This is a genomic window from Paenibacillus rhizovicinus (assembly GCF_010365285.1).
Lineage (GTDB): Bacteria > Bacillota > Bacilli > Paenibacillales > Paenibacillaceae > Paenibacillus_Z > Paenibacillus_Z rhizovicinus.
This window is the reverse complement of sequence record NZ_CP048286.1, coordinates 3,741,617-3,757,141: the sequence shown is the minus strand read 5'-3', so window position 1 is coordinate 3,757,141 and position 15,525 is coordinate 3,741,617. Positions and strand designations below refer to the sequence as shown.

Genomic DNA, 15,525 nt, shown 5'->3' with positions numbered 1-15,525 from the left:
TTATTCCGTTTGCAAAGCACTGCCGCGCTCCTTAGCCGACTCGTCGAATCGAGTTCCTTCCGCATCTTCCTCCGCTCCGGCAATCATGACGGTCGAGACGCAGTTCATCATGACGCTCGCCGTCGTCACGCCGGGGTCGATAATGGGATTCACGGCCATCAACAGAATGACCCCCGTGGCGTACGGAAGATGCAGCGGATTCGCGATCAGCGAGATCATGGCGATGGACACGATGCCCGGAGACCCCGCACCGGCGACAGCCGTCAGAATCGAACCGAACAACGCGACCAGCAGCCCTTGCGGCCCTAACGATACGCCGTATAATTGCGCAATGAACACGATGCCCGTCGTATACGTCAGCACCATGCTGTACCGGCATAGCACGATGCCGAGCGGCACGACCAGATTGACCGTATTCGCATTCAGCCTGAATCGGCTCTTCAGCGTTTCCAGCACGTACGGCATCGTGGCGATGCTGTTCTGCGTGCCGAATGCGATCCAGAGCGGTTCCTTCAAGCCGCGTACGACGGATAGAAGCGGCCTCCTTAACGCAGCCGACACGATCCAGATGCCGGCCAGCAGCAGCACCAGGCAGGCGCCATAGATGCAGGCGATGTATTTGACCATGGCCAGCAGCAGGTCTGCCCCCGCGCCGGCGATCTGGCCGGCCATCATGCAGAACATCCCGAACGGCAGCACGTACATCGCCCATGAGATAATGCGTTGAAAGGCTTTGAACAGCAGATCCGTCATGAAGAGGAATTGATCGCCCGAGTGAACCGAGAGCAGCCCGACGGCAATGCCGACCACAACGGAGAAGAAGAGGATTTGCAGGCTGTTGCCCTGTCCGAGCGCAATGAAGATGTTGGACGGAATGAGGTCGAACACGAATTGGAGCAGTCCGTTCCCCGATGCTGCGGCATCCGCCGATTCGGCAGCCGGCTCCCTGTCCAAGACCTCCTGCCCCAGCACCGTACGCTGATTCGAAGAGAAGCCTTCGCCGGGCTTGCCAAGCAGGCCCGCTCCTAGTCCAAGAATGCCGGCCAAGAGCAGTCCGGCCAGAAAGACGAGGATCATCCGCCGCAGCACCTTGCCCGTCCCCTTCGACATGAACAGCCGCCCGACGCTGGATACGATGGCGGTGACCATGATCGGGATGACGCACATTTTCAGAAAGGATAAATATAAGTTCCCGTAAGGAATCAGCTCCCCGGCAAAACGAGGCTGATACAAGCCTGCCATGACACCGGCGCCGATGGCCGCGATAATGGCCCATATCGACCGCAGCCAGTGAAGAGAGAAGGAAATGCGTTTCCGGATCACGACTTCAGCCTCCTGCCGTCCGAGTAAATGCATATATGTGGAAGAACGTTCACGCACGCTCAAGCGCACCGAATCGCCAATTATGGTCCGAGTTAATGGAGCGGTTCAATCTTTCCCGGCAGCGGCGCATACGCCGCTTGCGGGAAGAACCCCGATCTCTCGGGATTCTCCGCAGCCAGGCCATATTGTCAAAACAATGGCAAATTCGCCGGCACGGACGTCAACGGATTATTGAGCCAGTGCAGCAGGCAACATCAGAATGGCGCCGATTGCAGCGCCGGCAGTCGCTTCGGAGCTGTTGCCGCGGAAGCCGGTGTCTTCGCCGAACATCGCCAGCGCACCCGATCCTACGCCGCTGAAGAAGTCGTTCGCGCCGGCTTTGCTGCCGCCCGCCACGCTTTCCAGTTCGCTCTCGAGCAGCTCGTCCGCTTCCCTTGCGACAGGAGGCAGAATAATGTTCAGCTGGTTCGCCGATTGATCCAGCACGCCGATCGTGAAGCTGGCCGGCACCTCGATGCCGCTTTCTTGCTGAATCGCCGCATGGATATTGCTAACGCACAGGCTTCTGAATTCCAAATCCGTTGCCGCTCTTGCGCCAACTTTTCTTACCGCTTCCTCGACTGCTTCTTTCGTCCAGCTCATAAGCTACCTCCGCTTTGTAATAATGGATTAGGAAATGATACGAATCGGCGAACCGATAACTTGACCGATAATATTGCCCGCCGTTCCTTCGGAAGAATTGCTATCGACCTGCTCGCCGACCGCAACGGAAACGATCCCGACCGCGATGCCTTCGAAGAAATCGGTCGCACCGGATTTGCTGCCGCCCGCCACGCTTTCCAGTTCGCTTTCCAGTAACTCGTCTTCTTCCTTGGCGATCGGAGGCAAAATAATGTTCAGTTGGTTCGCCGATTGATCCAGCACGCCGATTTTGAAGCTAGCCGGCACTTCAAGACCGGTTTCTTGCTGAATGGCCGCATGAATGTTGCTCACGCACAGGCTTCTGAATTCCAAATCCGTCTTCGCTCTTGCTCCGACTTTGCTTATTGCTTCTTCGACCGCTTCTTTTGACCAACTCATCAAAGACGCCTCCTAATAAATCATATTTATCATAAACCCGGCGAGTGGCCGGGAGCATGAACGCTCGTTATGGCTGCCGCCAATGAATAGGAATCCTCCGCGGCAGCCCGCATTGCGGGGCGAATCCGATCATCTCCGACTCGCCCGCAAGCCCATTGCACCTCATTCAGGTCAACTCCGAAATGCCGCGATGATTCACGGTTTACTTGGGAAAGCTGCCGAAAAAAATCATGCCGCCCGAACCGGGCAGCTCGGGAATGATCCCCACGCTGTCTCTCGGGATTTCACCGGAGCCGTCGGCCAGCGTTCCTTTGACTCCGCCCGCTACGCTCTCCAGCTCGTCTTCTTGCAGCTCGCCTTCTTCCAGCGCGACCGGAGGGATGACGATATTGAGCTGATTCGCCGAAGGATCGAGCACGCCGATCTTGAAGCTTGACGGCACTTCGATGCCGCTCTCCTGTTGAATCGCCGCATGGATGTCGCTGACGCACAGGCTTCTGAAGGCCGCGTCGACCGCCGCCCGTTCACTTACTTTCCTTACTGCTTCCTGGAACGTTTCCTGGGTCCAACTCATCGATAATTCCTCCTAAAATGGATTGATCATCCGCCTGGCAAACACGATGGATCGCCAGGCAGCGGCCCGATACCGCCTTCGGTTCTTAAGCCAGCTGCCGCTTGGCGAGCTCCGCGAACAAACCTTCCTGCTCCATCAAATCCGCGTAGGTTCCCGCTTGAACCAGCCGGCCTTTGTCCAGGACGAAGATCCGGTCCGCGTTCATGATCGTGCTCAGGCGGTGGGCGATCACGACGCGCGTCGCGCGCAGCTTCTCGAGGCTTTCGCTGACGACGGCCTGCGTACGATTGTCCAGCGCGCTCGTCGCCTCGTCGAAGAAGAGAATCTTCGGCCTTCTGGCGAGTGCCCGCGCAATAAGCAGGCGCTGCCGCTGGCCGCCCGACAACGTGCCGCCGCCTTCGGAGATGACGGTGTGCATGCCCATCGGCATCTGCTGGATGTCCTGGTCGAGCCCCGCCATGCGAGCGGCTTCCCAAGCATCCTCATGCGTGAGGTTAGACGAACCGACAATGTTGGCGTAAATATCGCCTGCCATGACCTTGCCGTGCTGCAGCACCACGCCGAGCTGATTGCGGACGTTGCGGATATCGAGCGACTTCACGTCCTGCCCGTCATAGAAGATCGAGCCTGCCTCCGCTTTCTCGAATCCGAGCAGCAGCCGCAGCAAGGAGGACTTGCCGCATCCCGATGCGCCGACCAGCGCGACGAATTCGCCCGGACGGATGGTCAACGACAGATCGTTCAGCACGAACGGCTGCTCCGCGGCGTAACGGAAGTTAACGTGCCGGACTTCAATGCCGCCCGAGAGCTCGCCCGGATCGTCCATCGCCTCGTTCACTTCGGGCACCGTATGCAGAATCGGCTTCGTGCGCTCGAACAGCGGCACGATGTTGATCATGGATACGATGGCGGTCGACATGGCGAGCATTGCCCCCAGGAAGGAAGAGAAGGCCGAGAAGAACGCGATAAACTGCCCCGCGCTTAAGCTCTGCGCGTTCGTCCCGACCAAATAAAACAGGACGACCGAGGTAATAATAGGGAAGAATGCATTGAATACGGCATGGATATTGCTGATTGTCCTCGCTTGGAACGAGGTTTGTTTCATCTCGCCGAACAGCTTGGCCCATAAGAAGAAGGCCCGCTTCTCCGCGCCCGCCATCCGGAACTTCGAGATGCCGTCGATGATCTGCAGGACGGTTCCCGCGAGCCTGCCCTGCACGCGAAGAAGCACGCGCTGCTTGCGAACCTGCAGGATGCCGACGCCAACGGTGACCAGCATCGGAACGAGCACGAGAAACGCGGCCGTAATCGCCAGCTTCACGTCGTAATGAAACAGCAGGAAGAAGTTGAAGCTGGAGAACAGGCCCGAGAAGATCGCCGTTACCGCCACGCCGGACAGCAGTTTCCGAATGGTGCCGATGCTGTTGGCCCTGCTCGACAAGTCGCCTGCCGTAAACTGACGGAAGAACGACGCCGGCATATTCAGCAGCCGATCCCAAACCGCCGCCTGGATGGAGCCGTCCATCTTCCCTTCGATGCGCAGAATCGCCATCGAGCGCGTAATTTCGAACAAGGCCGTAGCCGCCGTCATGGAGAGCAGAATGAGGCCGATCTGCAGCAGCGGCCCTTGATCGGCTGCCGGAATGACGGTATCGAACAAGATGCCGTTCGCGATCGGAACGAACATCCCGAGCAGTCCGCTTGCGATGCCGAGCAGGAGCACCCTGGCGAAATCCTTCCGGATCGTCCGGTGGGAGCCGAATTTGAGAATGTCCCAGACCGACAGCGGATGCGTCGGGAACGGCCGATAGAACATATGCGCCGCGGTCTCGAGCCTCCCCGCCAGCTCCTCCGTCACGATCGTTTCCGTGCCGTTCTCGGGGTCGATCAGCCGGTAACCGGCCGCCCCGTTCGGCAGCAGGGCGACCGGGCGGCCGCCCTCTTCCATGAAAGACAGCAGCGGTCCGTTATCCGTCCGCCACCAGTCGTCCTTCAGCATGACCTGACGCGAGCGGAAACCGGATGCTTTGGCGATTTCGCTGACGGGATCGCGCGCCTTCCGCATCCGCTCGGCACTGGCCGGTTTAACGTCGGCGCCGGCTGCTTCTCCCACAAGCCGGGCAGCCGCATACAGGCTGTCGCCCGTCCGCTGATCGGCCGCCTGCGCGCCGTCCGCGCTCCCGGTAACGGAAGCTAGTCGCCGAATCGCCCGCTCCATCACGGCTTCGTCTTGTTCCGTCTTGCGTTTGAGCCGCTCCCGCTCGAACCGCTCTTCGAAGACGTACATCTGACGCAAGCAGGCCGCAATGCAGCGGTGATAGCCGGACAACCCTTCGAGCGCCGGGTCTTGACCCAGCCACTCCAGCGTGCCGCAGGCGGATAAGCTGGACGGTTCTTCCGCCACCAGCCAGCTTGCTGCCGCCAGCGGGAACAGCTGGCCCGGCCGGTCGACCGCAAGATCGCCGCTGCCCATCCAATGCAGCCTGCCAGCCTGCAAGCGAACCCATACTAAGGCGGCCGTGCGCAGCACCGCATGCTCCCCGGCCTCGGCCGTCATGCCGGGCGCAAGTTCAATCGCCTGCTCTGCCGGTGCCGATTTCGCCAAAGCAACGGACCAATTGCGGACCCAGGCATCGATCCGCACGGCGGCTTCTTCGCGCAAGCGCGGCGATTCGGACAAGGCGCGGTCGAAAGCGGCCTTGTCCATCCGAAGCAGCCGCGTCCCTGTCAACCCGGCGATCAGGATGCCCGCCGAGCTGTTCCGGCCGTCATCCTCGCCGCAATAGCCGAATAGCAGCTGGCCCGGCTCGACGCCGAACAAGAAGCGCCGCTGACGAACCACTTCCTCCTCGTGCAGCGATACGGCAAACGCATCCGCATGGCCGGTTTGCACCAGCCAGACATAGGCCTCGTCGCGGACGATCAAGGGCCGGTTGCCCTCGGCCTCCATTTCGGCGCCCTGCGCCGCAAACAGCCGCTGCAGTTCGGGTTGTTCCTCCGTCAGTTTCACGGTCTTCCGCTCCTTCCGTTCCGATATAAGGATGTAAGGTCAATGCTCCTGGATCAGCCTGGCGTAAGCACCGTTCTTCGCAAGCAATTCCTGGTGACTGCCCCGTTCCGTGACTTTGCCCCGGTGCATGACGATGATCTCGTCCGCATCGCGAATGGTGCTCAGCCGGTGCGCGACGATCAGGCAGGTGCAGCCCCGCCTCCGGATGCTGGCGTCCACGAGCTGTTCCGTCTTCGGATCCAGCGCGCTCGTCGCTTCGTCGAGGATCAGCACGGACGGATTGCCGGCCAGCGCTCTGGCGATTTCCAGCCGCTGCCGCTGCCCGCCGCTGAAGTTGCCGCCGCCCTCCTCGATGGGATGATCGTAGCCGCCGCTGCGGGAGCTGATATCGTCGTGGATGCGGGCATCCTTGGCCGCTCGCACGATTTCCGTCTCCGGTATGGTCGCATCCCACAAGGACAGATTGTCTTTGATCGTGCCTTCGAAGAGGTGGATTTCCTGGTCCACGACCGCTACGGAGTTGCCGACGAGCTCCCGCGGAAGCTGTCTGCGCGTTGCGCCGTCGAATGCGATCTCCCCCGACCAGGGCTCATAAATGCCGGCGACCAGCTTCGCCACCGTCGACTTCCCGCTGCCCGAGCCGCCCACGAGCGCAACGCGCGTGCCCGGCTTCAGCTTCAGGCTGAAATTCTCGATCAGCGGGCCTTCCAGCCGGTTATAACCGAACGTCACTTGCCGGAGCTCCACGAACCCCGCGAGCTTCGCGTTCGGCGCCTCGTCAACCGGTCCGGCCCCGTCCTTCGCGGCCGCTGTTTCCATCCCGCCTGGGCTTGATTCCCGCGATGATTCTCCGGGCGCCGCCGCAAGCTGGGCATCGATTCGATAGTTCAGTACATCGTCGAGCCGTTTCAAGCCGCCCTGCGCTTCCTGCAAGGAACTGCCCAGCTGCACCAACTGATTGACCGGATCAATGAAGCTCGCCATCAAGCTTTGGAAGGCGACGAGCATCCCGACCGTCAAGGCGCCGTTCATGACTTGCAGCCCGCCGACGGACAGAATGACCGCCGTGCTGATGCCCGACAGCAGGCCGGGCACGGCCGACAGCAAGCCGGACGAAGCGCCGAGCTGCTGCTGCGACTGCAGCAGTTTGCTCTGATACCCCGACCATTTCGAGAAGAAGTCGGACTCCGACCCGCTTGATTTCAACGTTTCGATAAGCTGCAAGCCGCCCATGGACACGCCCTGCATTTTGCCCGATTCCTGCAGCAGCCGCATGTTCTGGTCTACCCGCTGCTTGGATACGAAGCGCAGGAAGAGCACGTTCGCCAGGGCCACCGCCAAGGCGATGCCCGTCAGCAGCAGGCTGTACTGCAGCATGAGCAGCAGATAGAACGCGATCATGACGGCGTTCAGCATCGCTACGGCCAGGTCGCCCGACAACAGCTGGGCCACGCGGTCGTTGATCATCACCCTCGAACCGATCTCCCCGCTGTATCGCTGGGAGAAGAATTCGATCGGCAGCCGCAGCACATGCCAGAAGAAACGTCCGGACGTGCTCAGCGAGAACTTCATTTCCAGCCGGAGCAAATAGTAGCGCTGCAGCCAGGTGAGCGCGGCGCGCATCAGCGCCGTCGCCCCCATGCCGATCAGCAGCGGCACGAGCCAATTATGCAGGCCGCCAAGCAATATATTGTCGATCAGCACTTTCGTGAATACCGGTACGACCAGCCCCGGAACGACCAGGAACAATCCCGCCAGCACCACGTAGGCCAGCGCGGACTCGGAGCCCTTCAGCCGGCTGCCGAGCGCCTTCAGCATCCCGGTCTGCGCGCCTGTACGCACGTATTGTTCCGAAGGCGCGAAGGTCAGCACCACCCCCGTGAACGACATATCGAACTCCTCCGCGGATACGATTCGTGGCCCGGCGGCCGGATCGTTCAAGTACACGCGGTCGCCCTTGAAGCCTTCCAGCACGAGGAAATGGTTGAAGTTCCAATGAATGATCAACGGAAACGTCATGTTCCGAAGGTCTTCCGGATTCTTCTTATAGCCCTTGGCGGTCAACCCGAATTTGCGCGCCGCCTTCAGAATGTTGTTCGCCTTGCTCCCGTCCCTGGAGACGCCGCACTCTACGCGCAGCTCTTCCAGCGGAAGATGGCTCCCGAAGTAGCCCAGCACGATGGCCAGCGCGGCGGCGCCGCACTCCACGGCCTCCATCTGGAGAACGGTCGGCGTCTTGACCCGCTTTGGCGCGGCGGGCTTATTCTCTCTGCTCCCCTTCGTTTCCATCGGATTGTCAGCTCCATTTTCACTTGATCTGCGGAATAACGGACGTGATCGGCTTCTGCTGCTTCACGATAATCGAAGCGTTCATCAGGGTGCCGCTGTCGACTTCGACCGGCGGCCCTTCTCCGGTAGACCAATTAAAGCCGCTGACCGTCCGCGGATCCGGAATCGGTTCGATGCGGACTTCCAGCAATGCCGCCCCCCGTCCGGCGAGCTCCTGCACGAGCGCCTCGTTGCCGAGCGTGAGCAGCATCGACTGCGCCGTCACCGGAAACTCCGAGACGGACGTCACCCGGCCCCGGATGAAGCCGAACTCTTCCCGGTTGACGGAGCTCGGCGAAATTTCCGCCAGCATGCCCGGAAGAATCGTCTTCCCTTGCTGCAGCGGCAGATACAGGACCGCCTGCAATGCTTTCACCTGCTTGTCGCCCGATTCGACCGTCAGCAGCGGCATGCCGGCGCCGATGGATGAACCCGTTTTGGATCGCACCTCCAGCACGCGGCCGGTCAATGGACTGACGATTCGGGACGCGTTGGCGTAATCCAATTGCGCCGCGGCGATAGCCGCCCGCAGTTCTTCGATCTGCGCGGCCAGGGCTGCAGACGCCTTCTGCCGGTAGCCGGCTTCCGCGAGCTGCAGCGATTGGTTCAGCTGTCCCAGCTTCGCGAGCAGCGCCGGCTGCTCGACCCGGGCCACCACGTCCCCTTTATGCACGTAATCGTTCTCGACCACCCGGATATCGGTGAGCGTCCCGCCCGAGTCGACGAAGATCGTTTGCAAGCCGCCCGGTCGTATCAAGACGCCCTGCGACGTGATCTTCGTACTCATCGTACCTGCAAAACCCCAGACGATTGCGGCAGCGAGCAGCACGCCGAGCGCGGCCAGCGCAAGCCAGCCTCTCGGGGAAGTCACCTTCATCAACGTGTCCAGCTGTTCCGGCGAAGACAGCCGTTCGACGGACACCTTGCGAAAAACGTCGGTTTTCATCCGCTTGTGCTCCTTTAATTGAGATAGTGGAACGTGCCGCCTTCGACCTGCTTCAATACAATCGGCATGTCGCTGACGTCGCCGTTGTCGTCGAAGGTATGGAGACCGGACGCGCCCTGCCAGCCTTTCGTCTCCTTCAGCGTCTTGGCCAGCTTCGACGGCTCGCGCGTGCCTGCCTTGTCCAGCGCATACGCCAGCAATTTCAAGGCGTCATAGCCCTGCGCCGCCAGTTTGCCCGGTTCCGCGTTATAGGTGCTTTCATACTGTTTCACGAACGCTTGCGCCGTGTCGTCGGCCGCGAACGGATTGAAGATCGAGGCGACGACCATTCCTTCGGCGGCTCCGCCCGCCGCAGCGGGCAGCGCGGCGGAATCCAGGCCGTCGCCGCCGATGACGGGCACTTCCAGCCCCGCCTTCCGCAGGTCTGCGACGAACGCCGCCCCATCCGGCATCACTTCGGCCAAGAAGACCGCGTCGCAGCCGAGCAGCTTCCATTTGTCCGCGATGCGGCGCAGGTCGTTCAAGTCTTTATAGTCGGACAGCCGGTCGATCGTCTGCATCCCCGCCGCCTTGGCTCCGTCCTCGAAGGCATTCGCCAAACCGCGGCCATACTCGTCGTTCGTGTAGAAAATCGCCACGCGCTTATAATGCTTGGCATTGGCGTAATCGGCCATGGTCTTGCCGAGCCGCGTATCGTCGGGAATCGTGCGGAACACGCGGTCGAGCCCGGCTGCCGTCAGCCCGGGAGCCGTGGAAGACGGCGCGATCAGCGGCAGCCCCGCATGATCGTATACTTTGGCTGCGGGCACGGTGACGACCGAGCTGCGGTGGCCGATGACGGCCGTCAGCTCCGGATCGTTCGCGAACGACTGGGCGATCGTCAGGCCGTCCGTAACGGAAGACTTGTCGTCCTTCTCCACCAGCCGGATCTTGCTGCCCAGCACGCCCTTCTTGTTAATCTCGCCCAGGGCCAGCTCAAGCCCCTCGCGAAACCCTTCGTTGCGATCCGCGAACGGCCAGGCCACGCCCACGAGGATATCGCCCTTCTGCTTGCTTAGCGTGCTCTCCCGCTCCTCGCGCATGTCGGTTGCATTCGAGCAGGAGGTCAGGAATACGAGTAAGATGGAAACGATCAGAATCGCTTGTATTCTCATCAGTCGGTGTCTCCTTTTGGCGCGTTTCGAGTCTTGATTCAAGTCTTAATCTACGATGCGGCTGCGTCGTTTGTCGTATAACTAAAGGTATATCTTTGCAAAATTCGACAAAAAAACCGCGAAAAAAGCCGTGAATATCCTCCTTATTAGGAGTTATTCACGGCTTCGTACCGTATTGGCCAATAAACTAGCGCTTACTCGCTTCCCGCGTCGTTATCGTTCAGCAGCTTCATTCGTTTGGCTTCGAGCACGGCTTTGGCTCGGCGGTTGACGTTCATTTTGCTGAAAATCCGGTTCGTATGCAACTTAACGGTTCCCACTGCGATATGCAGCTGCTGGGCAATCTCTTGGTTCGTCATCCCCAGCGACATGAACTGCAGCACCTCGAGCTCCCGCTTCGTTAACGGATCCATGAGCCCCGCCGATTCCGCGTCGGCCTGGCCCGATGCAGTCTTCGTATCGGCCCCAGTATCGTTGACCGGCGCTGCCTGCCCGTCATCATACGGAAACAGCTTCAGCAGGAACACCGTCTGCGTCGCCAGCATGCGCAGCATATCGAGCTGCTCGGCCCGAAACGCGCCCTGCCGGCGGTTGTTTTCCAAATACAGCACCGCCGTCAGCCGGTTCTGGAAATGCAGCGGCAGGCAGAGCATCGACTGGATCTGACAGCTCATCACATAGGGATCGCGCGCCAGGCGTCCTCCCGCAGCCGCATGCTCGATCAGCAAGATCTCGCCCGTATTCGCCGTATAGCGAACGGCCGGCAGGCAAACCTCATCGAACCGTTCCACGGGAACCGGCTGCCGAAGTATCCCGCCTTCTTGATCGGCCGCCAGTTCGACCGTCAGCCGCTTGGCATGCTCCATGACGATGCAGCCGCGCTGCGCCCCCGCGAACTCCATCACCGTCCGAATCGAATTCTCGATCAGCGCGCGCTGGTCGGACTCGGCGGCCATCGATTGGAATGCCTGCTGCACGACGGACAGATCCGGCCCTGCCGCGACGGCGCCGCTCTCTTGCACCGACATCGCGGCGGTCGGCGCGCTGACAGCGGCGGCGGCAACCTCTTCCCAAGCCAGTTCCTTGCAGTACGCGGCGTATTGCTCCCGGATTTGATCGGCTTTGCGCGCTGCCCCCCACTGCCTGTAGAGCGCATGCGCCTCGATCAGATACCCCTTCGCTGTCGTTTCCCGCGACTGCGCCACGTACATCCGCCCCGCGCATTCGCATGCGAGCGCGGCATGATGCTCATACCCGCTGCGCCGCGCTTCCCGGATGGCATCGTCGTACAGGCGTCCCGCGGCATCCAGCTTCCCCCGCGCCTCGGCATAGCTCGATTCCAGCAGCAGCGACTTGTGCCGGATGTGTTCGGGACACTTGGCCGCGGACCGGCGCAGGCTTCTCCGGCAAGCCGCCAACGCTCTAGTATCGGCCGCGCTTAATCCCGGGCCTTGGTTCAGCAGCGTCAGCCCGTAATACAGCTCGTATTCGGACCGGTGCAGGTAATGCGTGGCATCCTGCTCATGCTTCCGCGCCATATCCGCGCCGCGGATTGCCAGGTCGCGGTCGCCCAGCGTATATCCTTCCTGAAGCAGGGATAATCCGTACTGATAGAGAAGATTCGATTCCATGCCCGAGCGGCCTATCCGCAGCAGCAGCTCCTGGTCGTCCTGGTTGGCACCCGGTTCGGCGCCCGTACCCTTCAACGCATGCAGCCATCGTTCTATGATCGTGATATAGGGAAGCAGGTAATGATTTTGCGTGTCGGCCAGCATCTTCTTGTACTCCGGGACGACCGCCTCTAACCGGTCCAGCTTGCCGACCATATGCAGATTGACGAGCAGCATGACGACCGAATGACCGGTAAAAAACAGATCGCCGGCTTCCAGTCCGTAATCGATCGATTTTCGGAAATGCGCGTGCAGATCCTTGTCTTCGTCCTCCATAATGAAGAACATCACGCCCATCGTCAGATGCGCCCTGCACAGAATCGAAGGCTGCTTGTACGTGACGGCGATTCTCATGCCCTCCTTGAGCGAAGCCCGGGCCAGCTCGAGGTCGCCGAGCGCCTGGTTGAGAATGCCTCCCAAGCTGCCGAATACCGCCGCCGCATGCGGGAAATTCCCATACTTGAGCGAAAGCCTCACGCATTTGAACGTCAGCGCGCGGAATAGCGGCCGGTCGCAGATGAATGCCGCGCCCGACAGCTGCGTCAGAACCTGCAAGGCGACGGTAATGACGGGATCGGACACCGACGATTTGGCCCTCAGCCGGCCGATCTTGCGGCGCAGATGCTCCTTCGTCACAAGCAGCTCCGCGAACAGCTTGGTTTTCCCCGTATTGACGGAGACATGAATGCCCAGATCCCGCAGACACGCGATGCCGAGCTCGATGCCGTCGGCCATTCGCTCCGTATGCAGCAGCCGGTTGATTTCAATATGCTGCACGCGCATGCGCTCGTAGGCCGTGCGGGCCCTTCCCAGCAGGGCATGGAACGTATCGTAGGTCGACGGCTGCCAGCCGTTCATGTACTCGCATTCGAGCAGATCGACGAACAGATCGAAGCAGAAGTCGAAATCCCGCTCCCAATGCTCCTCGGTGATGAAGGCGGCCGCCGCGCCGAAATATGCGGCCGCTGCTTCGTAGGCCGTTGCGGACTTGGCCTTGCCGCCCGCGCCGGCGTTGGCCCGGATGAGATTGTTCCGATCCTCCGGCAATCGGGCGAGCCTGCTGCCTTTATTCAGATGGCCCGCCGCATCGAATACATGCCGCTCGCGCAGAGCCGGATCGGAATGGCGCAGCCAATACCGGCCCGCATGCCAATGCACCTCTTCGCTCCGCGGCGTATCGAACAGCGCGTTCGCCGCTTCCTGCAGACGGTCGTGAACGAAGCGGATTCGGCCTTCCTCCATCCGCTCGGCGCCGGGATCGCTAGTGCGGCCGCCGCCCGCCGTTTCCGGCGTTCCGGAACCCGCGTACATGATAAGCTGCCGCTCCATGGCCGGCCGAAGCACGTCCAGCGTGCGTTCCGGCGTTTCCCCGCGCCAGGAAGCGAGCAGCGCCAGCGGGCTTTCGCCCCCCAGACAGGAGGCCTCCAGCAGCGCTTGGCGCGTATCCGCCGGAAGACGGTTGATGCTGTCGGTCATATAATTCAACAGCAGGTCGGCATGCGCCGAACCAGCCGCCGGATCGGGTTCCTTCCAGTTCCAGACCCAGCCGCCGCCCGGCTCGTCGTAACGAAGCACTTCTTCCTCCATGCTCCGCTGCAGCAGCCGCCGGAACAGGAACGGGTTACCATCCGATCTCAGCAGCAGCGTATGCGCGATATCATCGGCTATGCCGTCGCTCACGCCCAGCGTGTCGCCTACGATCCGGGTCAATTCGACAGGGCCGAGCGGCCCGAGCGGCAAGGACTGCACCGTCACCCCGGACGAGGCGATCGCCCCCAGCTCCTCCTCGATCCGGCCGATCTCGCCGGTGTCCCGGAATGCCCCGATCAGCAGCAAGCTCTGACTTTGCGGGTCCGACATGAAGGAGCGAATCATCCGCCACGAAGCCTCGTCCGCCCATTGCAAATCGTCCATGACCAGCACGAGCGGATGCTTCTGATGGCAGAACACCTGGATGAACCGGCGAAAGACGAATTGAAACCGCTCCATCGCCTCTTCCAGCGGCAGCTGCTCCACGGACGCTTGACGGCCAATAATCCGTTCCATCTCCGGTATGACGTCCGTGATGACGGCGGCATTGACGCCGAGCGCCTGAAGAATCGCTTCCCGCCATTGCTCCAAGCTCCGCTTGTCCTCGTTCAACAACTGTTCCGTCAGTTCCCGGAATGCCCCGATGAGCGGAGACATCGGCGTATCCTGCTGCAGGGATTCGAATTTGCCGGCTATCAGATACGCTTCCTCCAGCGAGATCTTATGAAGCGCCTCCTGGATGACCGCGGTCTTCCCGATCCCCGACGGCCCCGACACGCTGATCAGCTGCGTCGAGCCCAGCGTCGTCCAATGAAACGCTTCCCGAATCCGCGCCACCTCGCGGTCCCGTCCATACAATCCGCCGCTCAAACCGTCCGGCGCCGTGCGGTGCCCCGCTTGTGCCGGTTCTCCGCCGGCGTACTTCGTTATTTCCGCCCCTTGCATTCTTGTTTTCAACTCAGCACCAGCCTGATCTCGATCTTATTTTTACCCGTATACGAACTAGTCCCCTAAGGCACCGCTTGGCTGCCCAGGCTTCAAGAGCCGCCGTAAGCCGCCATCGCTTCCTGCTTCTCCATCTCCCAGGGAGGCTGCGGCACGTTCACGGTCTGCTCGTATTTGTCCTCCGTGAGCGTAATCGGCGTCTTGAGGTACTTCCCGTATTTGTTCAACAAGCCGCGGATGCGGTAGTACTCGAAATATTCCTCGTAGTTCGCTTTCGCTTTCAGATACACGGTCGTTCCGATCGGCACCTGCCGCTTTACTTTCTTGATGACGTACGTGCCATCCGGCCGGCCCCGCCATTCCAGCGCATCGCCTCCGAGCGCGGAACGGGTAATCAGCACGATTTCATCGCTGACGACGAAGCAGGCCAGCAGACCGACGCCGAACTGGCCGATATAATCATCCGCCGCATCTAGGTTGTCCCGCTTCGCGGAGCTTCCGATTCGCGCAAGGAATTGTTCGATGTCCTCTTCCGTCAAGCCGCTGCCGCTGTCGGTGAAGGAGATGGTGTACGAGGAGAATACTTCGACTTTCACCGATTCGTCGAACGGTTCCCCGAGTTTCTTCCTCGCCGTGATCGCATCGACGCCGTTCTGCAGCAATTCCCGTACGAAGACGCCGGGATCGGAGTATAAGTGGTTGGATAATAAATCGATGACGCCTTGTAAATTCACTTGGAAGTTCATATTTTTCATGAGTATGACCTCTATTCGGAATAATGCATGCTTATTAGTTCTATTGTAGCAAACGTTTGTAAACTAATGGTATATCCCTGAGCATGCAGTTTTAAATGATACGCTGCAATAGGGCTGCATTGACGTTGTTTCCATTCGGATATGATCTAACGGGGAAGGTCTGCGCCCGGTTGTTTTGGCTGCCGATTGGAGATAGTGGTAAAAAGGAGG

10 protein-coding genes are annotated in these 15,525 nt (G+C 60.6%); all 10 read right to left on the bottom strand.

Going from position 1 to position 15,525, the window contains the following annotated elements; all coding sequences use genetic code 11:
- Positions 1-1,323: a dicarboxylate/amino acid:cation symporter gene (locus GZH47_RS16880; protein WP_162641733.1), complete on the bottom strand. Its 1,323-nt coding sequence runs from the start codon at positions 1,321-1,323 to the stop codon at positions 1-3.
- Positions 1,324-1,551: 228 nt separating this feature from the next.
- Positions 1,552-1,965 carry a hypothetical protein gene (locus tag GZH47_RS16875; protein WP_162641730.1) on the bottom strand — a complete coding sequence of 138 codons (414 nt, stop codon included), beginning with the start codon at positions 1,963-1,965 and terminating at the stop codon, positions 1,552-1,554.
- Positions 1,966-1,992: 27 nt separating this feature from the next.
- On the bottom strand, positions 1,993-2,403 hold the full coding sequence (locus tag GZH47_RS16870; protein WP_162641728.1) for a hypothetical protein: 411 nt from the start codon (positions 2,401-2,403) through the stop codon (positions 1,993-1,995).
- 202 nt (positions 2,404-2,605) lie between these two features.
- Positions 2,606-2,977: a hypothetical protein gene (locus GZH47_RS16865; protein ID WP_162641726.1), complete on the bottom strand. Its 372-nt coding sequence runs from the start codon at positions 2,975-2,977 to the stop codon at positions 2,606-2,608.
- Between the two features lie 85 nt (positions 2,978-3,062).
- A complete protein-coding gene (locus tag GZH47_RS16860) occupies positions 3,063-5,987 on the bottom strand; it encodes an NHLP bacteriocin export ABC transporter permease/ATPase subunit (RefSeq protein ID WP_162641724.1) in 2,925 nt (974 codons plus the stop codon).
- A 39-nt stretch (positions 5,988-6,026) separates the two neighbouring features.
- Complete coding sequence (locus GZH47_RS16855) at positions 6,027-8,276, bottom strand: NHLP family bacteriocin export ABC transporter peptidase/permease/ATPase subunit (protein WP_162641719.1); 2,250 nt, start codon at positions 8,274-8,276, stop codon at positions 6,027-6,029.
- Between the two features lie 19 nt (positions 8,277-8,295).
- Complete coding sequence (locus GZH47_RS16850; protein ID WP_162641715.1) at positions 8,296-9,261, bottom strand: NHLP bacteriocin system secretion protein; 966 nt, start codon at positions 9,259-9,261, stop codon at positions 8,296-8,298.
- Positions 9,262-9,275: 14 nt separating this feature from the next.
- Positions 9,276-10,415, bottom strand: a complete 1,140-nt coding sequence (locus GZH47_RS16845; protein ID WP_162641710.1) for an ABC transporter substrate-binding protein — start codon at positions 10,413-10,415, stop codon at positions 9,276-9,278.
- A 194-nt stretch (positions 10,416-10,609) separates the two neighbouring features.
- Positions 10,610-14,572: an AAA family ATPase gene (locus GZH47_RS16840; protein WP_162641640.1), complete on the bottom strand. Its 3,963-nt coding sequence runs from the start codon at positions 14,570-14,572 to the stop codon at positions 10,610-10,612.
- An 80-nt stretch (positions 14,573-14,652) separates the two neighbouring features.
- Positions 14,653-15,315 (bottom strand): ATP-binding protein, encoded by a 663-nt coding sequence (locus GZH47_RS16835; RefSeq protein ID WP_225446103.1) that lies wholly within the window; start codon positions 15,313-15,315, stop codon positions 14,653-14,655.
- Positions 15,316-15,525 lie beyond the last annotated feature (210 nt).